Raw genomic sequence first — 20,433 nt, 5'->3', positions numbered from 1 at the left:
ACTTTAGTCCTCAGATTATGAGGACTAAAGTCCGAACGATCAAACCATTGCCCGGGCGGTATCCAATGCGCGTTTTAAAATTCCCGGCGGGAAAATATGGCGATCGCAACTGACAGCAGCAGCACCACATAAAGCAAACCGTAGCCAGCATCTGTAATCAAACCAGGCAAGTAAGGCACTTGTCCGTAAACAGCATCATTTCTCAAATTGAATCGGTCTAAATCCGGCAAAACCAGATAAAGTCCCATCATCAATTGTTCAATGCCAGGATTTTTCGTTAACTTACCCACAGCCACCAAATCCCGCGTCGAATGTCCCATCAAATAAACGCCAAATGTCAGTAAACTTGCCAGCAGCGAACTGCTAAATACCCCAAATAAAATCCCGACACCGGCCATGAGACACAACTCAAACCAGACAAACAGCGAAGCGATTAAAATGCTTTCCAAAGGGTAAGGAATCCGGCTCAAACTCAGAATAAGCAGATAGATAACAGTCATTGCTGCTACCAGTACCGCCAGCACCGCCGACAGCCCTAAGTGCTTGCCCACAATTAACTCAGCCCGGCTTATCGGCTTAGCAACTAACAGGTAAACAGTCCGCTTTTCAATTTCTTTGTTGACCAGTCCGGTAGCCACCAAGACTGTGACAATTAGACCCAGAATGCTGATACCAGCCAAACCGATATCTAAGATTATTTTCTTCTCGGTTGTCGCCGCCAATTCCGGTATCAACCGTACCGAAGCCCCCATCAACAGAGCAAAAATAATAATTAAGTAAAGGATGCGATCGCGAATCACTTCCCAAAATACATTAATCGCAACTGTCAAAATTCTTCTCAAACTCATCTAGTTCTACCAATCAAAAGTTACGCAACTGTAGCCGCAGGGTGCGTTGCAATCATAGAAAATCCGCCAATAACAACGACAATCTAACAGCTCCGCACCTGACCAATAGACTTGAAAAAGCAACCCTCCCTTTTAGTTTTGCCAACACTTTTGTTTTCGCATTTTTTTTGATACATAGTATTATTAACCCGACCGAAATTTTCGCCTTATTTTAGTTTAAGAAACAAGTCAGAATTCAGAGGGAAAAATTTCCCCGATAGCCGGAGTAGGGAAGCATTTTTTGACAGAGAAAAAAGTCTTTTTTACGAGTGCGATCGCCTCAAAAGCTCCCTTGCCAAACCAAATAAGCTGTCGCGCATTTAAATTGTATATTAAGAGCAGGATTTGGGGCCCGCCCCACTCATTGTTAGATTGTTTTTTGACATAACTAAGTCAGTGGGAAAAAACACAAATATGTTAACAAAGATAAATGAGGCTAAAACTCTCATCCCTCCTGCATTCTATCTTCTGACTCCTGCCTCATCCCAACTACAAATATTTAGGCCTTTCTACTTACAATTTAAATGCCGCAACAGCCTAACGACTGGCTCAAACTTGACCGTCTCCGGCAGTTCCATCTTTTTTCAGTCCTGGTTTTGAGCGTTTGATAGCGTCGCAGGTTACAGTCCCCCGATTGGCTGTGTCGAACACGTCGCAAGACTTGGTAAACGAATATATTTCCGGTCTAAAAACCAGCCCCAGCCAAGTTGCCTGCATCTCTAACTGATAGCGCGACTGTCCTTGAACGATCGAAGTTTTGACATCCCAACTCCCATCTTCTGGGACTGACCCAATTGTTCCTAACGCTTGATTTTTCAGAAAAAATCGCTCGTTGTCAATATCTATTAACATTTGCTCTATCTGCGGCCACGGTTTTGTGTTGGCTTCATTTTTTAGGTATCGCTCCATTGCATTGAGGATGACCACTCCTCGGGAACGATTAATAGTTGGCTGTTGAAATGTCACCACATAATCGCTTTTTCTCAAATCCTGCGATAAAATGCTCGGATACTGTTGTATCCAACTTTGAACTAAAAAATGAAAGGTAAACCAACAGGAAAACGTCACATGAATTAGAGTAATCATCAAAAACTCAGGGCGCATCAACTCCCTGATACTTTCCCGTTTTGAATCGCTTTTCCAAACCCTGATTATAGCAAGAATTACTACTGCTATAATTGGGCCGGATATCCATGCTATTTCCTTCTTGTCCGACGGCAATCTGATCAGCAACCACAGACCAATTATGATGCTTGTCACCCACGGACTCAGACTTACTCCTTTAATCACAAAAGGTTTCTGGCTGGTCAGCAAACCCATTGAAAGTGCAAACAACAACCAGCTCATATCAAACATCAGAGTTCTCGTCCACAAGTCAGTGACTGCCGCCACTGCCAGCAAACCTAAAAAGATGCTAAGCAGTAAAGGAGTCTTCCAGTGGACAACTCTAGGCGGCATCATCGCCTTTTGGACTTTTTTATTAGTTTCCCAAACGCTGTTCCCCAGCTTAGTTAGTTGCTGACTGATATCCAAAAATTGCTTCATCATATATTTCAATTATTGACGCTTTGCAAAAACAATACTGTTAAAATAACGAAATTGCTAACAGTATGGGCAATTAAAACTGCCCCAAACTGGGTAGTTACTTGAAAAGTTTTTTTGATCGGACGGCGTGTGAGGGTGGGAGGCCCTAAAAACTGAGGTTTGGAAGCTTTTTTATTTCCTAAGACCCAGTTCTCTATGATTTCTAAACCCTGCCATTTGGCTAAAAAAGTTATTGCCAATATGGAAACTGCTATCACTGTCATGGCAGGGTAAACATTCGAGTTTCCGCCTAATAAAATATAACCGATTAGCTGTTCTCGCGAATCTTTGGGAAGAACGCTTTCAATGCCGAAGAAAACTAACCAACCTACGCAAGTGCAAGCGAGATTGAGGATGGCTGTGTATTCAACGCTGGTTTTGGGACCGAGTTTCAGTAGTTTTTGGAGAAACCACGATTCGAGCGCGATCGCCAAAAACATAATTAAAACTTGCACCAAAACAGTCCGAAATGGGAAAACATTTGCAATCATAAGCCTTCAGGTATATCAGCCCGTGTTAGATTTTAATTGTACAGCACCAGCGGAATAATCAAGAGCCGCAGGTCAGGGTTCCTAATCGTCCTCGATCGCCCTTGTGAAAATCAGGTCGTTTAGACTGTATCCTATAATCTTTTGAGATCCGCCTGCTGTAATGAAAACATTAAACATTCAAGGCGGGTGATCGAATACCCACCCCCAGACAGACTCAAATAACTGCTGATTATGGTAAGGAATGGCATTGGTATTCGGACAGCCTCATCCCGCTCGGAACGCGCTGCGGGTCAGATTCACGTCTACGACGGCGCTGGTAAAGGCAAGTCTCAGGCAGCTTTGGGAGTAGTGTTGCGCTCGATCGGGCTGGGTATCAATTCTGAGTCGCCCACGCGAGTTTTGTTGCTGCGCTTTCTCAAAGGCCCTGGCCGCTCCTACGACGAAGACGGGGCAATAGAAGCCCTGCAACGGGCATTTCCGCACCTAATCGACCAAGTTCGCACCGGCAGAGCCGAATATTTTGGGGCCGAAGCAATCACCCGGTTCGATCGCGCCGAAGCTCAGCGGGGCTGGGATATCGCCAAAGGAGCGATCGCCAGCGAGCTCTATTCCGTCGTAGTGTTAGACGAACTAAACCCCGTACTGGACTTAGGTTTGCTACCAATTGACGAAATAGTCCAAACCCTCAAAAACAAACCAGCATATTTAGAAGTAATCGCCACAGGCCGAGCAGCCCCCGAAGCTTTGCTGGATATTGCCGACTTGCACTCAGAAATGAAACGCCACGATCGCCCAGCAGGGGCAGAGTACAATATTTCGGGTATCGAAATATACACCGGAGCCGGCAAAGGTAAGTCTACGAGCGCCTTGGGGAAAGCGTTGCAGGCAATAGGCAAAGGTATCAGCCAAGACCAATCTCACCGGGTGTTAATCGTGCAGTGGCTCAAAGGCGGCACCGGTTATACAGAAGATGCGGCAATTGCAGCATTGCGGCAAAGTTACCCGCAACTAGTCGATCACCAACGGTGCGGCCGAGATGCTATAGTTTGGCGGGGACAACAGCAAGAGCTAGACTCGATCGAAGCAGAACGCGGCTGGGAAATCGCCAAAACGGCGATCGCCAGCGGCTGGTACAAAACGATCGTGCTCGACGAACTCAATCCCGCAGTAGACTTAGAACTGCTGCCGGTAGAGCCGATCGTCGAAGCCCTGCTGCGGAAGCCCCGCGATACAGAAATCATTATCACGGGGCGCTGTCACAAACCCCACGCTTACTTTGATTTAGCAAGCGTACACTCCGAGGTATACTGTCACAAACACTACGGCGATCGGGGCGTAGAACTCAAGCGGGGTGTAGACTTTTAGACCCCAAAGCGGTACTCCAAACTATAAGATTGCTCTGGAAAACCAGGGTTTTGACTCTTGTCCTGCCCGGAGTGCCGACCCTCCCCATCCACAATATGGTAGGTGTTTGGCGAGAAACCGGGGCAGCCACTATTTGCCGCCCCCACAAAAGAATGAAACAGCCCTGCTGAGCGGTTGGCGAATTCGACCCGTACCATAATTATTTAAAGACGGCCCTGCCTCTGAAACCGGAAATTGCCACAAAGTCTTGTGATCAATTAACTAATCTCCCAATTTTTCCTTGTCTTCGAGATCGCCTGGATCTACCTTTAATTAATCTTTTGATTAATCTTTAATTTCCTCCCCCAGACGCGATCCCCGACCGCCAATCCAGAACGGAACATTAATAATAAGAGCCGCGTCATAAGAGAGCGTGAGCACCTGAGAGATTGCACAAGGATTATTAAAGGGTGAAGACATTGAAAATAAAAGCTTACAACCAAAAAGTCGGCGAGGGAGAAAGTCTAAACAGAGTTAACACCACTAGGCTAGACTTGCGGCTGGCAAACAGGTTAAACTACAGCGGCATCCAAACATTCGGTGTTCGAGGCAGTGTCTGCAGTCGCGAAAGCGATGACCAACAAGTAGAGGAGTGAAGCTGTATGACAACTTTAAGTGACGATCCTAATCAATTAGATTTAAACCTTCCGGGACTGGGCCCGGATACAATATTCGCCGGAGCTGGGGCGGATTTAATCAGAACTTCCACCCTGGGCGGCAGCTTAATATTTGGCCAAGCCGATAACGATACCCTGACTTCGGTCGGCCCGAACGATACCATATACGGCGGCGATGACGAAGACTCAATCAGATCCCAGCGGACTCCGGTCTTGCTGCTTGGCGACGGAGGCAATGACACCATAGTCGCTGAAGCCCGCGCTACGCTGTACGGCGGTGCGGGAGAAGACTTCATGCAAGGTACTGTCGAAGCGAACCTCATGCTTGGTAATGAGGACGCGGATACGATGCTGGGAGGGGCGCAGAGAAGAGACTCGCTGTACGGCGGCAAGGGCAATGACGCGATCGGCTTCTTCATCGCAGGGGGCGGCAACAACCTCTCTTTACCGGGTGGCTTGGCTATTGGCTTCGCTGGCAATGAAGGCAGCAACTACTTGCGGGGCGACTTGGGCGACGACTTGGTTGTAGGTATCAATGTAAGAGACAGTCTCTTCGGCGGTAGAGGTAAGGACACCCTAAAAGGTGTCGCCAGCAGCAGCTACCTGTCGGGCGATCTAGACGACGATATCTTAGTCATTACCAACTCTACCCAGTCGAGCCCGTTTTCTTCCAGCGTCATCACGATCGGCATTGAGAGAACGACTTTGATCGGCGGTGGGGGCAACGATTCCCTCTACGGGGCGATCGGCGACTTTGGCAGCGGCAGAAACTTCTTTGACGGCGGCGACGGCAACGACACGATCAACGTTTTTGCCACGCAGGATACCGCCCTCGGAGGTGGAGGCGACGACTTCATCGTGTCGGCCACGGTGTCAGCACTTTCGAGTGTAGGCGCATCGAGTTCATTTCCAGGCTTCGCCGGTCGGAACTTGCTCGACGGCGGCTCGGGCAACGACACGATCGTGGCAGCTTTTTCGACTGATACAATGATCGGTGGCGAAGGCAATGACAGCATGAGCGGCATCTTTACTCAAGCCAGCGGTGGAGATGGCAACGATACGCTCAATGCCTCTTTTGCCGGTACTAATGCTGGGCTGATTACTCTCGACGGCGGTCTGGGCAATGATGTCTTAATTGGCAACAGCACCGTCGGCGTCATCAACTTCATGAACGGCGGTGAAGGCAGTGACAGCATCCTGTTTGGCGGCACGCGCGATCGATTAATTGGCACCCTTGGCGGTAACGACACCATCTCCTACGCTACCGGTGTCAACTTTATCGGCGCTCAATCAACCCCAAACGTCATTACCGATAACTTAGGCAGCAACTTCATCATCGGCGGCAACGGCACTGATGTGATCACTACCGGTGCTGGGGACGACATACTGTTCGGCGGCCCCACCAGTCTTCCTGTCGCAGGAGTTGACGGGAACGATACCTTAAATGCTGGCGGTGGAAACGACACAATGTTGGGCGGCTTCGGGGACGATATGCTGTTCGGAGGAGACGGCAACGACTCTCTCGGCGGCGGGCCCGGTGCAGACACCCTGATTGGTGGCAACGGCAATGACAGCTTCTACTACGCCAACTTCGGCGAGGGCGTCACTCTCGGTACGCCACTGGGTACCAACCCAGACCAAATCGGTGATTTTGTGGTCGGCCAAGACAAGATAGTCTTGAATAGCAGTGCCTTCGGCTTTGGTACGGTGAATGGGCCAAGCCGACCTGGTTCCTCACAGTTCTTAGTGCTTGACAACGGGTCGTACAACGGTCAGGGCGGGCTAAATGGGCAATCACCACTCCTGATCTATGAAAATCGACTGGGCGCAGACGACAACACGGGTCGCTTGTTGTTCGATCCAGACGGTTCAGGATCGCAGGCAGCCGTTACACTGGCAAACCTCAACGGCAGACCAGGATTGACTGTGACTGATATTGTGCTGATTTAATTTAGGTGGCAGCGGGTAAGGCGGGTTTGGAAAAATCCATCGCCCGCGCCAACTCTAAAAACTAATTGTGCTATGTTTCCAGCTAGGGATATGAATCCCTAGCTTTTTTATTGGCATTGGGAATTGGGAATTGGGCATTGGGCATTGGGCATTGGGCATTGAAAGGAAGGGCGGATTCACCGATCGATTTTGCCACCCATCAATCATGTTGATAAACCAGCCGCCCAACTCAAAGACGATATAATTGACATATGAGTAAAAGTCGATTATTGTAGCCGACTAATATTCTCTTTTGTCCTTGAAAAAAAGTTATTAATAGTGAAACTGCCCAATGGTCATCTAGCAGATTTAGGCAATAAAATAGAATAATATTCTCTAAATCCGAATCATCAAGAAGGAAAAAATAAAGCTGTTTTGTTTGCCAGTAAGTTAGGCATTACCCTAAAAAATGCTGAAATGCTCAAACAAGCTTTAAAACAAGTTGCTATCAACGAAGATGTTGTTGTTCAAAAAAACAACGAATACGGAATACATTACAACATCAAATTCTTGCTGAAAACCGAAGTAGGTGAATCTCTGATTCTAGCAGCTTGGATTGTCCAGGTGAAACTTTCCCCAGATTAACAAGTTGTTATCCCGTCAAAAAATGAGGTAAAAACAATGAAAACAATTAAAGACCTAGATATCGTTGCTTTAACTGAAGATTTAGAAGCAACCCATTTTGAAACAAAACAAATCATTAAATTATCTAAAGGACAAGTAGGAACTGTGGTGATGGAATTTTATGGCAGTGCTTTTGAGGTAGAATTTTCTCATCAAGATGGCACAACTTATGCAATGGAAACAATTTCCGCCACAAAATTAATGCTTTTACATTATGAGTTAGTAGAATCTGTAGGGGCCGTTAGCCGATGAATTTTGCCAGCAATAATCTCGATCGCCTCTAAAAAATATCTCTCAAAAAAATCCCGCAAACTGTGTGTTTGCGGGATTGAGTAGGCAGGAAGATTTTAGCAAATACTTTCACTAAGCTTTGTCTACAATATCTTTTGCTTTATCTTTGAGGTCTTCTTTCAGGTGCATGGCTGATGCTTGGTCCTGCTTGGCTTGACCTTCTAATTTATCTTTTTGATCGCCTGTAACTTCGCTAACAGCTTCTTGGATTTTGCCTTCAATATTCTTAGCTGTTGCTTCTACTCTATTTTCAATGCTCATTATTTTTTTTTAAGCTCTACAACTACTAAGATAGGATTTTAAAGTTGAGTCTGAATCCGTCTTTAGATAGATTTGTGCTGAACTTAATTTCTAAGTTGATGGTTCGATTGGAACTTCCACAAGTTTATTGCGGGAGGAAAAACCGGATTTAATCGCGATCGCAGATTTCGGCACTTTAAACTTTTTCGCCAACAGCACAATTAATTCTTGATTGGCTTTTCCATCGACTGGCGGCGATTTGAGATGTACTTTCAGGCTGCCGTCGGGTTGGTGTTCGATGCTTTGCTGTTTTGAATTTGGTTTGACTTTGACGGTGAAAGTTTTCATTTGACTAATAACTAATATCAATTCCGGTTGCACTCTTCATGACTGTTGACTGTTGACTGTTGACTGTCGAATCGATTTTATTATTCCGATGCAACTGGAAACAATATGACTAACAACTAACAAATAACCAATAACCAATAACCAATAACCAATAACAACTAACCAATAACCAATAACCAATAACAACTAACCAATAACCAATAACCAATAACCAATAACTACTAACCAATAACCAATAACAACTAACCAATAACCAATAACCAATAACCAATAACAACTAACCAATAACCAATAACCAATAACCAATAACAACTAACAACTAACAACTAACCAATAACCAATAACCAATAACCAATAACCAATAACCAATAACCAATAACCAATAACTAATAACTATCTAAATGTTCGATCTTTGTTCCCAAAACTTTGAGAAATTCAGCTAGCCAGTTAGGATGAGCCGGCCACGCGGGGGCGGTGACTAAGTTGCCATCGACGACGGCTTCGGTAACGGGAACTTCTGTATATTTGCCGCCGGCCCGCAGGATGTCTGGGCTGCAAGCGGGATATGCGGTGCAGCGTTTGCCTTCGAGCACGCCGGCGGCGGTGAGGACTTGCAAGCCGTGACAAATAGATGCGAGCGGCTTTTTGCTGTTGGCAAAGTAACGGGTAATTTGCAGCACTTGTTCGTTGAGGCGGATGTATTCTGGGGATCTTCCTCCGGGGACGATCAAAGCGTCGTAATCGGCGGGATTGATTTCGTCAAAAGTCGCGTTTAAAGTGAAATTGTGACCTGGTTTTTCGCTGTAGGTTTGGTCTCCTTCAAAGTCGTGAATTGCGGTGCGAATTGTTTGGCCGGAGGCTTTGTTCGGGCAGACTGCATGGACGGTGTGACCTACCATTTGCAGTGCTTGAAAGGGAACCATTACTTCGTAGTCTTCTACAAAGTCGCCGACTAGCATTAAAATTTTTTTGGCAGTCATTTTTGTAAGTCCTGTTATTTTGATTTGCTTAAATAGGATTAAAAAAAAATGCAGGGCAGTTAAAAAGCCTGCCCCGCCAGCTATTCTGGAATTTAGAAACCGTTGCGGCCCCAAATTACCATTGAAATTGAGAAGGAGAACAAAACTAGCACCGAAACCCAACCGAGTGACAAAATATCCATAGCTATTTATTGAACAAACTGTACAAAGTGACTCCAAACCTTATCATAAGTCAATTTGAGCCATTTTTGAAATGAGGGCGCTGTGAAGGACTCGTCAAATTTTAGTTCCGCTGAGCGGGTAGAATCTTTGAAAGCAGGGAGTGTTGCTGCTTTGTGTTGTTTGCTGGGTTTTGGGTCGATCGCCCTTGTTAACACCTTAATCTTAGCCCAGTGGTGGGATGCTCTGGCGGGTTTGCAGGTCAGGGAAATTGACCTAAATTTTGGATTGAGAGGATCGATCGCACTTTTGGGCGGTTTTTTGTTCGGCGTGACTTACCGCTATGCGATCCGCCGCGATGTTAACCCGCAGCTTAAATCGGGTGTGGTGTTGGCTTTTGGGTTGGTGCGGGCTTTTGGACAGTTGGATGCTGGATTGTTTTTTGATGCGGGGAAAATGCCGGCTTTGCAAGAGTTATTGCCGTTTGCTGTTCGTAGTGCAGAGAGTGTGGTATTGTTTGCGATCGCGGGTTTGGTGTTGGATTGGGCGATCGGGCGATCGTTGATTAAACCTTTTGATTCTTAACTCAGATAAGACGGCGGTTGAAACCGAAGAGTTTACGGGCACACAAACAATGTCCGCCTTCGCGGACAAAGAGAGGATAATGTATGTGTTTTAACGGTCAATTCTTTAACCCGCGGAGGCGCGTGAGTGTCTGTATAGACGCGGTTTCAACCGCCCGGTATTATCCCAAGCGCAATACCTCATATTCTAGATTGCCATAAACCATTTGTTTGTCAACTGCCGACAAAACTTTATTGTTAGCAGCATCCGAAACTAAACACTGACAAACTAACTGGGCGACATCCGCCCGGTGAATTGTTCCCGCCACCCGACAATCTTCTGTTAACACACCATTACTCGTTGCAGGTTCCGATTTCAGTCCGCCCGGACGAATCACTGTATAAATCATCCCGCTTGCTATCAAATGATTTTCGGCTTTTTCCTTTTCAATTAACACCGGACGCAAAGTTTCTAAAGCTTGCGGTGGCAAAGCCGCAGCAGTGTTGCCACTACCGATGGATGAAACTAAAATAAATTTTTGCACGCCTGCTTTGACAGCAGCATCAATCAAGTTTTTGTTGCCCAAATAATCGGCTCTTTCCCCATCTTTTGGTAAGCCGCCAATGGTGCTGATTGCGGCATGAATTGGTTCGCCGCCAGCCATTGCAGCTTCTACAGCCGCTGCGTCTAAAGCGTCGCCAGTCACGACTTTGATGCCCATTGTTTCTAATTCGGTGCTGCTTGCGGGCGATCGCAAAAGTGCAGTTACTTGCATCTTTTGTGCTACGAGACATTTGGCTATTTCTAAGCCGACGCCTCGGCTAGCACCTGCTAAAAAAATGTGGATTTTTTCTGTCATATAAGTTTGGTTTTAATTTGTGCAGAAATTGGTGTATTTGACTGGGGAGTATTATACAACAATTCTCTGTGAATTTGTGAATTAGTTTTTTTTACCGCAGAGGGCGCAGAGGGCGCAGAGGAAGAGAGGGGAAAGATTGGTAATTCCGGATTTTTGTCAGATTTTTTTGCCAACCATGACTACCCAAGATTGAGCTTCGCGCGGTAAGCCGGGGGGGCGGTAGTAGTGGCTGATAATTGCAAATCCTGCTTGTTCTAAACAAGGTGCTAAAGTTTCGTATTCCCATCCTGCTGTGTAGCGTTTTCCGGTCGGTCGTTCGTCGTAGCCTTCCCAGTTTCCCCGGCACATTGACATGACAATTGCACCGCCAATAACTAAGGCTTTTTGCAAATCTTTGAGCACTTTCACCATTTTGTCGCTGGGAACGTGAATCAGGGAAGCATTGGCGAAAATACCGTCAAATTCTGCGTTTGGCAAGTCGAGATTTAGAAAGGATTGCTGCCAAACTTCGCAGCCGGATAACTTTTTTGCTATTTCTACAAAAGCTGGAGTTGCATCTAAGCCGACAACTGTGTGTCCTTGGCTCTTGAACGCTACTAAATCTCGTCCGGGGCCGCATCCTATATCGAGGATTTTACCGGGATTGCGGGGCATGGCAGCGGTGAGTGCAGATCGATTTTGGGATACGTCGTGATGCCATGTTCCTTCTCGGAAAGATTCGGCGGTTGCTTGGTATTCTGCGATCGTAATTTCTTCGCGTTTGTCCACAATTTCCCCCTATTGTATTATTTGATCTTGGTTAATTCAGAAGACCGGGCGAATATAATTCGCGGCTATACAGACAAAACCCGCCTCCGCGGGTTGAAGAATTGGCGCTGAAAATTAGGCGATATTCTTTAGTCCGCGCAGGCGGACATTGTTTGACAAGACGCGGTTTCAACCGCCGTCTGACCTTCGGGAGATTCGATCGCAAATCCTGCATCTCGAATCATGTCCCAATCTTGATTGGCACTTTGTCCGGGAGTCGTCAGATAATCGCCCACAAAGATCGAATTAGCCGCGTAGAGTCCCAAGGGTTGCAGGGAACGCAAATGCACTTCCCGTCCCCCAGCAATCCGAATTTCTTGGCTGGGAAGCAAAAATCGGAACATACAGAGAATCCGCAAACATTGGCGGGGATTTAATGTGTTTAAACCTGCAAAGGGCGTTCCGGGAATCGGAATGAAAAAGTTGACCGGCACGCTAGTAACGCCCAATTTTCGCAGGGAAAGTGCTAAGTCTATCGCATCGTCATCCGATTCGCCCATCCCCAAAATTCCGCCGGAACAAGTTGTGATTCCGGCTGCTTTGACGTTTTCGACGGTTTCTGTACGATCGCCAAAAGTATGAGTTGTGCAAATCTCCGTGTGGTACGATTCGGAAGTATTCAGATTGTGATTTACCCGATCGACTCCAGCTTTAGCCAAACGGTGAGTTTGTTCCTGGCTCAACAACCCCAAACAAGCGCAAATTTTCAGGTTATAATTGGCCTTCACAGTCTCGACAGCATCCAAAACGCGATCGAAAGTAGATGCACTCGGTTGGCGGCCGGAAATTACCAAACAAAACGTACCTGCTTTTAAATCTGCGGCGCGTTGGGCGGCATCCAGAATTTTTTCCTTAGCTAAAAGCGGATATTTCTCAATTTCCGCACTCGAAATTTTCGACTGAGAACAATAATGGCAATCTTCAGGACAAAGGCCACTTTGAGCGTTTAACAAATAGTGCAGTCTGACGCGGTTTCCCCAGTAGTGGCGGCGCACCCGATAAGCTGCGTTTAGTTGTTCCAGCAAAACCTCATCCGGTGCGCGCAATACAGCTAAAGATTGCTCGCGAGAGAGACATTTGCCCGCCAGCGCGTCGTCAGCCAAATTATTCCAATTGGGTAAATTCATTACTAAAATTAAAGTGTTTACAAAGTATCCAAAACCTGACCAATTACCCGATAAATCGATTCTAGTTCATCAGGAGAAATGCAGTAGGGAGGCATTAAGTATACCGTATTTCCCAAGGGGCGGAGCAAAAACCCCGCTTCGAGAAATCTGGCTTTCAACATAGGAGCGATGTCATTAAAATAACCGGAACTGCTTTCGGTTTTCACATCCATTGCTGCAATGGTGCCGCAAGTCCGAATCCGTTCCAATTTAGGATGATTTCTCAGCCATTGATTCAGGTATTTGCGGTGGAGTTTTTCCATCCCTTGGTACATATTTGGGTTTTGCTCCAAAAGCTCCAAGGATGCTACACCCACCGCACAAGCTAACGGATTTCCGGTGTAAGAATGACTGTGATAAAAAGCTTTGTCCGATTCATCTCGCCAGAAAGCTTGATAAATATGCTCCGAAGCCATTGTGACAGCAAGTGGCAAACAGCCGCCAGACAATCCCTTAGACAAACACAGAATATCCGGTGCAGTTCCAGATTTAACCGAGGCAAACAGTTCGCCCGTGCGCCCAAAACCAGTCATCACTTCATCGTAAATCAACAATACATTATACTGACGGGTCATTTGTGCGATCGCCCGCAAAAACTCAGGGCGGCACATTCGCATTCCCCCAGCACCTTGCACCAAAGGCTCAATAAAAATGCCCGCACAGCCGCCCCGCTGCAACAAAAACTCCAATTTCTCCAAACTCTCCGCCTCCTTGCTTTCCACCTCCGCATCCCCGTCAAAAGTCGCCGGAAAAGGCACAACATCCCCAGGAAACATTAAAGGCGCAAAAGGCTCCCACCACACCGAACTTCTGCCAGCACACATCGCGCCCACAGTATCGCCGTGATAACCTCCCTCAAAACTAATAAAGTTAGTGCGGTTAGTCTCTCCGAGATTGCGCCAATATTGAAAAGCCATTTTCAGAGCAACTTCAACAGCAGTCGAACCGTTATCCGAAAAAAAGATTCGCGTCAAACAAGCAGGCGTGTGACTTATCAATTTATCAGCAAGTTTCTGTGCAGGTTCGTGAGTAAATCCCGCAAAGATTACGTGTTCCAACTTTTGAGCTTGTGCGTAAAGAGCTTCAGCAAGAACCGGATGACTGTGCCCGTGAATTGTCACCCACCAACTAGAAATGCAATCAAGAATTTGCCGCCCATCTTCTAATTCCAGCAGAGTTCCTTTGCCGCGAATTACCTTCAGCGGCGCAGGAGCAGTTTTCATTTGCGTGAAGGGCTGCCAAATCGGTGAACTCGAAGAATTATGTTCTTTATTCGCCGTCATCTTTACTCCTGCCAATAAGATAGACCTGCATTTTAACATAGCAATTCTAACTCAATCGTGAACCCTTTATCTGCTTTTATTTGTTCTTCTCTTTTCTTTTTTTGTTTCCTTTGCGTCTTCGCGGTTCGTTAAAAAAATCTGTACTGCAAAGTCTACCGCCTTATCAAGTATTTCCCACCACTGGTTGAATTTATCAGTTACATTTTTCTGCCTTTCAGCCAATAAGTCGTCATTGCTCCTTTACCTTTAACATTAATTTTACCGCGTTTTTCCAACAAATACTTATCGCACAGCAACTTATAAGTTGAAATGCTAACTTGAATTTTACCTGGAAGTCCCTGAGATTCCATGCGGCTTGCTGTATTCACAGCATCTCCCCACAAATCGTAAATAAACTTTTTAGTGCCGATGACACCTGCCACAACAGGCCCAGTATTGATGCCAATGCGGATATTCAGAGGTTGGGCGCATTCGTCGCGTAATTTCATAATTTCTTGCTGCATTTCTAGGGCCATTTCGGCAATAGATTCTGCATGATTTGTACAGGGAAGTGGTAAACCGCCTGCTACCATATAATTGTCGCCGATGGTCTTAATTTTTTCCAAGCCGTATTTTTCGCTTAAGCTATCGAAAGCTGAAAATATTTTGTTAAGCAATTCGACTAATTCTTGAGGAGACGTGCGGGAGGATATTTCGGTAAAGCCCACAATATCAGCAAACAAAACCGTCACCTCGGCAAATCCGTCTGCAATATTTATCTGGCCTTGTTTTAGGCGATCGGCAATCGTTGCTGGTAAGATATTTAGTAATAAACGTTCCGACTTTTCTTGTTCGGCGCGCAATATTTCCTCAGCTTCTTTCCGCTGTGCGATTTCCTGGTAGACTCGGTGAAACATTTGATTAAAAGCGACCATGACTTCTCCCAACTCGTCATCGCGCTTGACAGACAGAGAGTAGAAATCAGGTTTTTCTCGATCTTTGCTCAAAGCGCCTCCAGCAGCGAGCAAGTCATCGCGCAATCTCAAGATTGGTGCAATTACTGTCACCCCTAAAAAAAACATAGTCACAGAAGTGACAAAGGCTGATATAATGATGACTAGAACAGCAATTCGTCCGATAAATGCGTAGAGTTCCGGTTGAACGGTGGAAGCATCGTGGCGCACAATTAAGATGTAATCTCCTCCCAAATGTCGCTCAGTCCAAGCCACATCGTAGCGATTGCGATCGAAATTGTGCTTGTGAACTATACGAGCAATTTTCAGTTCATCTAAACTGATTTTAGGCGGTTCGCCAAGTGTATATATTAGCTCACCGTTAGCTTGGTAAATAGATACTCCTAATACTACTTGAGAATCCTTAGTAATATTTTTTACTTCTTCTTGAAATAAAGTGCGATCTGAAATATCTTGTGCGATCAAAAACTCAAGAGAATCAACAGTCGTCCGAGATAGCTGTTCCAATTGACTTAAAAGTTCATTTTCGCGCCGAAAATAAGAGGGAACTAAAATAATTCCCTCTATGACAAGAATGCTAGCAAATACCCACAAAGCTATTTGCCTAGACAAACGAGATTTGAAAAAATCCAAAAATGATAAAATGCGCGATGACATAAAATTTACTATTTGGCAAGTGGCTAATTTAGGATATAGGAAAAAAAACCCGATCGATCGCCATAAATTTTGGGTTTTTCGACGAAGATAAGACGGCGGTTGAAACCAGGTTTACACAAACGAAGTCCGCCTCCGCGGACTGAAGAAAGAATATAACCTAATTTTAATCGCCCGCTCTTCAACCCGCGGAGGCGGGTTTTGCTTGTGTAGAAGCGGTTTCAACCGCCCGGTCTTCTGATCCCAAGCGTATTGGCTAGCCCCTTAATAATATAATAAACAAATTAAACCGAAACTGCGCTGACTAACCTGCCTGCAAGCAAATAAGTATTCATATCGCCCTTGCCTTTGATATGGATAATTCCTCTGTCTTCAAACAGATACTTATTTTGCAAAATATCGTAAGTTGATTGTGTGACTTGAATCGCGCCGGCAATTCCGTGGGATTCCATGCGAGCTGCTGTATTGACGGCATCGCCCCAGAGGTCGTAAATAAATTTTTTAGTGCCAATAACTCCTGCAATGGCAGGCCCGGTATTGATGCCGATGCGAATGTTAATTCCTGAATCATGTTTGACATTAAATTTCGCTAATTCGTCCTGCATATCTAAGGCCATTTCCGCAATCTTTTCGGCGTGGTTGGTGCTGGGATTTGGCAAACCTCCGACTACCATGTAAGCATCTCCAATTGTTTTGATTTTTTCCAAGCCGTACTTTTCGGTCAAACCATCGAAGGCTGAAAAAATTTCGTTGAGAAAATCGAGCAATTCTTCGGGAGATATTTGTGCTGAAAGTACGGTAAAGCCGACGATATCTGCAAACAAAATCGTGACTTCTGCAAAGCCGTCAGCTATACTGCTTTGACCGTCTTTTAACTTAGCTGCAATGGATTCGGGTAAAATATTGAGCAGCAGGCGATCGCACTTTTCCTGTTCTTTCAACAATTCTACATTAGTCTCTTGCAATTGTGCCGTGCGTTCCCTGACGCGCTGTTCTAATTGTTTAGCATTTTGGCGCAACCTGCTGATAGATAAAGTTAATCCTGCGATGCCTAAAGTTGAAAGTCCTGCTAACACAAAAAACAGGTTTTTCAGTCCGCTTTGAGTCTTTTTAGTGATGGTTTGCAGGGGTTGAGTAATTTCTAAGATCCCCCGGACATCTCCTACTTTCCAATCAGTTTTAGGACTGTAGATGTGAGTATTGTGACAGTTAACGCAGCTAGAAGTTAGAATGTCTGCCTCGGCATATCGAAATGCTGGTGTGCCACGAAAATCCTCTATTCTGGAAAAGTTTTTTGTGGGATTTTTGGTCAAATAGGTAATAGCTTGACGTTCAAAATCGTCTCGTGCGCCACCTTCTTTTTGCCGCCAGGGAAACGGGTAGTTGCTGTACAGACGAACTGAGACTTCGGGATTTTTGTTGGCTATCTGGTTGCCGAGTTCTATTAAAAAAGTAGCGGGTACGGGAATTGTTACTTTTGTCGGGTTGTAGTCGTGGGTCAAGTTAATCGCTTTAGCGGTTTTTAGAGGATTAACAACATCGGAACTGTAAAGGGTGCGGGCTTCTTTAAGAGCTTGGGCGTAGAGGGTGGCATTTTGGAGGGCTTGCGATTCGATGAGGGTGGAGGAAAGACGAGACATATTTGCCATCGCTACTCCTACACCTACGCAAAATAAAATTGTCACCGCAAGGAGAATTCGTTTGTAAATTAATTGGCTGATGGCAGCCAGAATGCGAGAAATCAACTGGCGCATGGTATCCTCAAGTGTGAGGTTGAAGCTTGATTTGATTTTATTCACTACTAACATAACACTGTTTTTTTAGGCTGTTTTGCTAGCGCTTGGGGTAAAACAAGACTCTCCGAGTGCAAGGGGCGGTTAATTATTGTTAACGGCGAGTGTTTTGCCGAATCGTAAAAGTACGCATAACTTTATAAAGGTTTTGAGTTGAGTTGAGTATAGGTGCTGGCTGCTTCGCGCACTTTTTGCTATATCTCGGTTAGGATAACAATTGTAGTTTATGGTTGGCGATCGTGAATTCTGACTCTACTGTCTCACCTGCGAACAAGGAAATCTTTCCGGGAGAAGTTTTCGTAAATACTGGGGATTTTGATACTGGCATTCGGCAACTTTTGCCGAAATATGACGAAATGTTGGATGTATTAACGGGCTGCATTGCTAGTACCAACTGCCGCATTTTAGAACTCGGCTGCGGTACGGGGGAACTGAGTTTAAAAGTTCTGCAACGTTACGAGTCTGCGGAAATTGTTGCTGTGGATTATTCGCCGCGAATGCTGGATTTTGCCCGCGCCAAAATAGAGGCGGCAGGATATGCAGCTCGGTGGACTGGCATAGAATTGGATTTTGGAGAATGGGCGAACAATCCAAGTTTTTCAGGTTTGGGGGATAAATTTAATGCTGCCATTTCGTCTCTGGCAATTCATCATCTTGAGGATGAGATGAAGCTGAAATTGTTTGAACGGATTCGGGAAAGTTTAACTGCTGGCGGCTGTTTTTGGAATGCCGATCCTGTTTTGGCAGAATCAGCAGCAATGAAGGATATTTATGGAGCGGCGCGGGAAGATTGGGCTCTGAGTCAGGGGGAAACTTTAGCACAAATTAGGGCAAAGGTGGGGACGAGTGTTTCTTACGGGTATTCTAATCCCGATCGCCTAGCTACACTTGCAGCACAGTTGGAAATGTTGGCAAATGCGGGATTTGAGACTGTGGCGGTTCCTTGGAAGTATTACGGTATGTCGGTGTTTGGGGGATTTGTTAGTTAAGACTAATTTGGGCGGTTTAAACCGCTGCTACACTAACGAAGTCCGCCTCCGCGGACTAAGAAATTAAGATTAAAACTTGGCGGTTGAAACCGCTGCTACATAAACGAAGTCCGCCTACGCGGACTAAGAAATCAAGATTAAAACTCGGCGGTTGAAACCGCTGCTACATAAACGAAGTCCGCCTACGCGGACTAAGAAATCAATTTAAGGGGCGGGGGCGGTAATTTCTGTGGGTGCGATCGCCCCTTGTGCAGGTACGGCTTGTTTTTCGAGTAGTTGGCGCTGTTTGTTCCGAAATTCTGCGGCGGCATCGTTCAAATTTTGGCGCTGTTCGGTATTGAATTCTTCCATGCTGCGACCGTTTCCCAGTCGGGATCTGTGAATTAAATCAAATATTCCGCTGCCGCTGCTGCGGCCGGAAAAAGGGTCGGTGTTGTCTTGAGTTTGAAAGTCTTGCAGCGGTTGGGCATTGTTATTGTTTAAATTGCTGGCTTGAGCGAAGCTTGTTTGAGGCGATAAAATAGCACAGGTGGCGATCGCGCTTGCAGCAATCCGTATCATCAATTTGCCCGATCGAGAAGTTTTGGCTTTCATAATTTATTAGTTCTACTTTCAAAAAAACAATTGTATCTCAACAATATTCTGACTGACAGCTAATAAACGAAGACGGCGGTTGAAACCGCGTCTACATAGACAAAACCCGCCTCCGCGGGTTGAAGAAGATTAGCTGAAATTACGTTATTTTTTTCAGTCGGCGCCCGGCTGACATCGTTTGTATAGACGCGGTTTCAACCGCCGTGCGATCTAAGCAAACCGGCGGCGCAGCAGCGGTTGAATGCTTAGCAGCGCTACGACATCAAAGGCTAGCAATACTAACAATGCTCCTCCAAAGGTGACTGTACCCCAAGGAGCTTGCATGACGACGCTAGCTAGCGACCAATCGCCGTGCAGGTACAAATAGCGGATGGGTTCGATCGCATAACTGAGAGGATTGAGAGTCACTACAACTTGCAGCCACTCTGGCATAAACGACAGCGGCGCGAGGGCGGTGCTGGCAAATAACAGCGGCAGGTTGGTAACAAAAATTACTGCGATTAATTCTACGTGACCGGGAAGCGCGAAGGCTAAACCGAGGCTCAAACCCGTAACTCCCAAAACTAACAGCAGGACTATGAGGGCGATCGCGCCCAGTCCAGCAATTCCAGGGAATCCCGAACCCAAAAAGGCTCCCGCTGTAACAATTGCCCCTGTTTGGATAAAGCTGAGGGTGACGATGAAAATAGCCGAAGCTAGGACGATCGAGAATCTGGAAGCTAGGGGCGCGACTAACAGGCGGTTGAGAAATCCGAATTCGCGATCGAACATGATCGGCAAACCGGCATTCAGCGCTCCAGCAAAAGCTGTAAAAACGATTACACCCGCGCCGAGAAATTGTCCGTAATTTTGGCTTTCGCCGAACAAGCCGGCGGGAGCATTTTTAAACAGCGCGCCGAACAAAACCAACCACATCAGCGGCTGAATAATGCCTGCAACTAGCGTCGAGGGGCGACGCTGCAATTGAATAAACAGGCGTTTGGTTAAGGCGAGTGTTTCTTGGATGAAGTCGCCCAGCAGGGAACTCGAAGTGTCAGGGGATGGCGTGGCGAGTGGCCGCTGCTGGTTGAGGTTGTTGGGGGATGTAACAGTACCGCTCATAATTGCTTGTTGATTAAATCTCACTATCTTTAGGGTAGCAAGTCTGGGGGTATTGG

At 46.1% G+C, this 20,433-nt stretch carries 21 protein-coding genes and 1 pseudogene; 7 read left to right on the top strand and 15 right to left on the bottom strand.

Going from position 1 to position 20,433, the window contains the following annotated elements; translation table 11 throughout:
* Positions 1–74: 74 nt before the first annotated feature.
* The 3 genes from IQ270_RS18790 to fraC form a co-directional block, all read right to left on the bottom strand.
* A complete protein-coding gene (locus IQ270_RS18790) occupies positions 75–848 on the bottom strand; it encodes an ABC transporter permease (protein WP_193974672.1) in 774 nt (257 codons plus the stop codon).
* A 588-nt stretch (positions 849–1,436) separates the two neighbouring features.
* Complete coding sequence (locus tag IQ270_RS18785) at positions 1,437–2,435, bottom strand: DUF5357 family protein (protein ID WP_193974671.1); 999 nt, start codon at positions 2,433–2,435, stop codon at positions 1,437–1,439.
* A gap of 5 nt (positions 2,436–2,440) precedes the next feature.
* Positions 2,441–2,962 carry a filament integrity protein FraC gene (gene fraC, locus IQ270_RS18780; RefSeq protein ID WP_193974670.1) on the bottom strand — a complete coding sequence of 174 codons (522 nt, stop codon included), beginning with the start codon at positions 2,960–2,962 and terminating at the stop codon, positions 2,441–2,443.
* A 231-nt stretch (positions 2,963–3,193) separates the two neighbouring features.
* Here fraC and IQ270_RS18775 point away from each other — a divergent pair, with 231 nt between their 5' ends.
* The 5 genes from IQ270_RS18775 (at position 3,194) to IQ270_RS18755 (ending at position 7,848) form a co-directional block, all read left to right on the top strand.
* The gene (locus IQ270_RS18775; protein ID WP_193974669.1) at positions 3,194–4,327 is read left to right on the top strand and encodes a cob(I)yrinic acid a,c-diamide adenosyltransferase; all 1,134 of its coding nucleotides are present in this window, start codon (positions 3,194–3,196) and stop codon (positions 4,325–4,327) included.
* A gap of 449 nt (positions 4,328–4,776) precedes the next feature.
* Positions 4,777–4,962 carry a hypothetical protein gene (locus tag IQ270_RS18770; protein WP_228056486.1) on the top strand — a complete coding sequence of 62 codons (186 nt, stop codon included), beginning with the start codon at positions 4,777–4,779 and terminating at the stop codon, positions 4,960–4,962.
* Between the two features lie 6 nt (positions 4,963–4,968).
* Positions 4,969–6,933 carry a calcium-binding protein gene (locus IQ270_RS18765; protein WP_193974667.1) on the top strand — a complete coding sequence of 655 codons (1,965 nt, stop codon included), beginning with the start codon at positions 4,969–4,971 and terminating at the stop codon, positions 6,931–6,933.
* Between the two features lie 414 nt (positions 6,934–7,347).
* Positions 7,348–7,557 carry a DUF6883 domain-containing protein gene (locus tag IQ270_RS31185; protein ID WP_228056485.1) on the top strand — a complete coding sequence of 70 codons (210 nt, stop codon included), beginning with the start codon at positions 7,348–7,350 and terminating at the stop codon, positions 7,555–7,557.
* Positions 7,558–7,593: 36 nt separating this feature from the next.
* Positions 7,594–7,848, top strand: coding sequence for a DUF4926 domain-containing protein (locus IQ270_RS18755; protein ID WP_193974666.1), 255 nt, complete (start codon positions 7,594–7,596; stop codon positions 7,846–7,848).
* 111 nt (positions 7,849–7,959) lie between these two features.
* On the opposite strand, the gene IQ270_RS18750 is transcribed toward IQ270_RS18755, so the two are convergent.
* From IQ270_RS18750 to petN, 4 genes are all read right to left on the bottom strand, one after another.
* Positions 7,960–8,148 carry a CsbD family protein gene (locus IQ270_RS18750; RefSeq protein ID WP_193974665.1) on the bottom strand — a complete coding sequence of 63 codons (189 nt, stop codon included), beginning with the start codon at positions 8,146–8,148 and terminating at the stop codon, positions 7,960–7,962.
* A gap of 90 nt (positions 8,149–8,238) precedes the next feature.
* Positions 8,239–8,475 (bottom strand): DUF167 domain-containing protein, encoded by a 237-nt coding sequence (locus IQ270_RS18745; protein WP_193974664.1) that lies wholly within the window; start codon positions 8,473–8,475, stop codon positions 8,239–8,241.
* 386 nt (positions 8,476–8,861) lie between these two features.
* Positions 8,862–9,455, bottom strand: coding sequence for a DJ-1/PfpI family protein (locus IQ270_RS18740; RefSeq protein WP_193974663.1), 594 nt, complete (start codon positions 9,453–9,455; stop codon positions 8,862–8,864).
* Positions 9,456–9,547: 92 nt separating this feature from the next.
* A complete protein-coding gene (gene petN, locus IQ270_RS18735) occupies positions 9,548–9,637 on the bottom strand; it encodes a cytochrome b6-f complex subunit PetN (protein WP_071883976.1) in 90 nt (29 codons plus the stop codon).
* A gap of 82 nt (positions 9,638–9,719) precedes the next feature.
* Between petN and IQ270_RS18730 the strand changes: the two genes are divergently transcribed.
* The gene (locus tag IQ270_RS18730) at positions 9,720–10,199 is read left to right on the top strand and encodes a hypothetical protein (RefSeq protein WP_193974662.1); all 480 of its coding nucleotides are present in this window, start codon (positions 9,720–9,722) and stop codon (positions 10,197–10,199) included.
* Positions 10,200–10,359: 160 nt separating this feature from the next.
* Here the strand turns inward: IQ270_RS18730 and IQ270_RS18725 are convergent, their stop codons facing one another.
* From IQ270_RS18725 to IQ270_RS18700, 6 genes and pseudogenes are all read right to left on the bottom strand, one after another.
* Entirely contained in the window at positions 10,360–11,037 is a 678-nt protein-coding gene (locus IQ270_RS18725; protein WP_193974661.1) for an SDR family oxidoreductase, read from the bottom strand.
* A 156-nt stretch (positions 11,038–11,193) separates the two neighbouring features.
* Entirely contained in the window at positions 11,194–11,805 is a 612-nt protein-coding gene (locus tag IQ270_RS18720) for a class I SAM-dependent methyltransferase (protein ID WP_193974660.1), read from the bottom strand.
* Positions 11,806–11,933: 128 nt separating this feature from the next.
* Positions 11,934–12,971 (bottom strand): biotin synthase BioB, encoded by a 1,038-nt coding sequence (bioB, locus tag IQ270_RS18715; RefSeq protein WP_193974659.1) that lies wholly within the window; start codon positions 12,969–12,971, stop codon positions 11,934–11,936.
* A gap of 17 nt (positions 12,972–12,988) precedes the next feature.
* Entirely contained in the window at positions 12,989–14,293 is a 1,305-nt protein-coding gene (gene bioA / locus IQ270_RS18710; RefSeq protein WP_193974658.1) for an adenosylmethionine--8-amino-7-oxononanoate transaminase, read from the bottom strand.
* A 197-nt stretch (positions 14,294–14,490) separates the two neighbouring features.
* Positions 14,491–15,903 (bottom strand): adenylate/guanylate cyclase domain-containing protein, encoded by a 1,413-nt coding sequence (locus IQ270_RS18705; RefSeq protein ID WP_193974657.1) that lies wholly within the window; start codon positions 15,901–15,903, stop codon positions 14,491–14,493.
* A 281-nt stretch (positions 15,904–16,184) separates the two neighbouring features.
* Positions 16,185–17,504 (bottom strand): annotated as a pseudogene (locus tag IQ270_RS18700) (adenylate/guanylate cyclase domain-containing protein); the annotation flags it as partial.
* A 428-nt stretch (positions 17,505–17,932) separates the two neighbouring features.
* Here IQ270_RS18700 and IQ270_RS18695 point away from each other — a divergent pair.
* The gene (locus tag IQ270_RS18695) at positions 17,933–18,682 is read left to right on the top strand and encodes a class I SAM-dependent methyltransferase (RefSeq protein WP_193974656.1); all 750 of its coding nucleotides are present in this window, start codon (positions 17,933–17,935) and stop codon (positions 18,680–18,682) included.
* A 204-nt stretch (positions 18,683–18,886) separates the two neighbouring features.
* On the opposite strand, the gene IQ270_RS18690 is transcribed toward IQ270_RS18695, so the two are convergent.
* Both IQ270_RS18690 and IQ270_RS18685 read right to left on the bottom strand, forming a co-directional pair.
* On the bottom strand, positions 18,887–19,276 hold the full coding sequence (locus IQ270_RS18690; protein WP_193974655.1) for a hypothetical protein: 390 nt from the start codon (positions 19,274–19,276) through the stop codon (positions 18,887–18,889).
* 210 nt (positions 19,277–19,486) lie between these two features.
* The gene (locus IQ270_RS18685; RefSeq protein ID WP_193974673.1) at positions 19,487–20,377 is read right to left on the bottom strand and encodes an ABC transporter permease; all 891 of its coding nucleotides are present in this window, start codon (positions 20,375–20,377) and stop codon (positions 19,487–19,489) included.
* Positions 20,378–20,433 lie beyond the last annotated feature (56 nt).

The sequence above is a fragment of the Microcoleus sp. LEGE 07076 genome (assembly GCF_015207455.1).
Lineage (GTDB): Bacteria > Cyanobacteriota > Cyanobacteriia > Cyanobacteriales > Microcoleaceae > Microcoleus.
Note: the sequence above shows the minus strand (reverse complement) of the source record. Positions and strands in the feature narration are given on the sequence as shown.

Bases quoted from the DNA above. Each gene is read 5' to 3' on its own strand.
- IQ270_RS18790 (WP_193974672.1), bottom strand. From the start codon at position 848: ATGAGTTTGAGAAGAATTTTGACAGTTGCGATTAATGTATTTTGGGAA.
- IQ270_RS18785 (WP_193974671.1), bottom strand. From the start codon at position 2,435: ATGATGAAGCAATTTTTGGATATCAGTCAGCAACTAACTAAGCTGGGG.
- fraC (WP_193974670.1), bottom strand. From the start codon at position 2,962: ATGATTGCAAATGTTTTCCCATTTCGGACTGTTTTGGTGCAAGTTTTA.
- IQ270_RS18775 (WP_193974669.1), top strand. From the start codon at position 3,194: ATGGTAAGGAATGGCATTGGTATTCGGACAGCCTCATCCCGCTCGGAA.
- IQ270_RS18765 (WP_193974667.1), top strand. From the start codon at position 4,969: ATGACAACTTTAAGTGACGATCCTAATCAATTAGATTTAAACCTTCCG.
- IQ270_RS18755 (WP_193974666.1), top strand. From the start codon at position 7,594: ATGAAAACAATTAAAGACCTAGATATCGTTGCTTTAACTGAAGATTTA.
- IQ270_RS18750 (WP_193974665.1), bottom strand. From the start codon at position 8,148: ATGAGCATTGAAAATAGAGTAGAAGCAACAGCTAAGAATATTGAAGGC.
- IQ270_RS18745 (WP_193974664.1), bottom strand. From the start codon at position 8,475: ATGAAAACTTTCACCGTCAAAGTCAAACCAAATTCAAAACAGCAAAGC.
- IQ270_RS18740 (WP_193974663.1), bottom strand. From the start codon at position 9,455: ATGACTGCCAAAAAAATTTTAATGCTAGTCGGCGACTTTGTAGAAGAC.
- petN (WP_071883976.1), bottom strand. From the start codon at position 9,637: ATGGATATTTTGTCACTCGGTTGGGTTTCGGTGCTAGTTTTGTTCTCC.
- IQ270_RS18725 (WP_193974661.1), bottom strand. From the start codon at position 11,037: ATGACAGAAAAAATCCACATTTTTTTAGCAGGTGCTAGCCGAGGCGTC.
- bioB (WP_193974659.1), bottom strand. From the start codon at position 12,971: ATGAATTTACCCAATTGGAATAATTTGGCTGACGACGCGCTGGCGGGC.
- bioA (WP_193974658.1), bottom strand. From the start codon at position 14,293: ATGACGGCGAATAAAGAACATAATTCTTCGAGTTCACCGATTTGGCAG.
- IQ270_RS18705 (WP_193974657.1), bottom strand. From the start codon at position 15,903: ATGTCATCGCGCATTTTATCATTTTTGGATTTTTTCAAATCTCGTTTG.
- IQ270_RS18690 (WP_193974655.1), bottom strand. From the start codon at position 19,276: ATGAAAGCCAAAACTTCTCGATCGGGCAAATTGATGATACGGATTGCT.
- IQ270_RS18685 (WP_193974673.1), bottom strand. From the start codon at position 20,377: ATGAGCGGTACTGTTACATCCCCCAACAACCTCAACCAGCAGCGGCCA.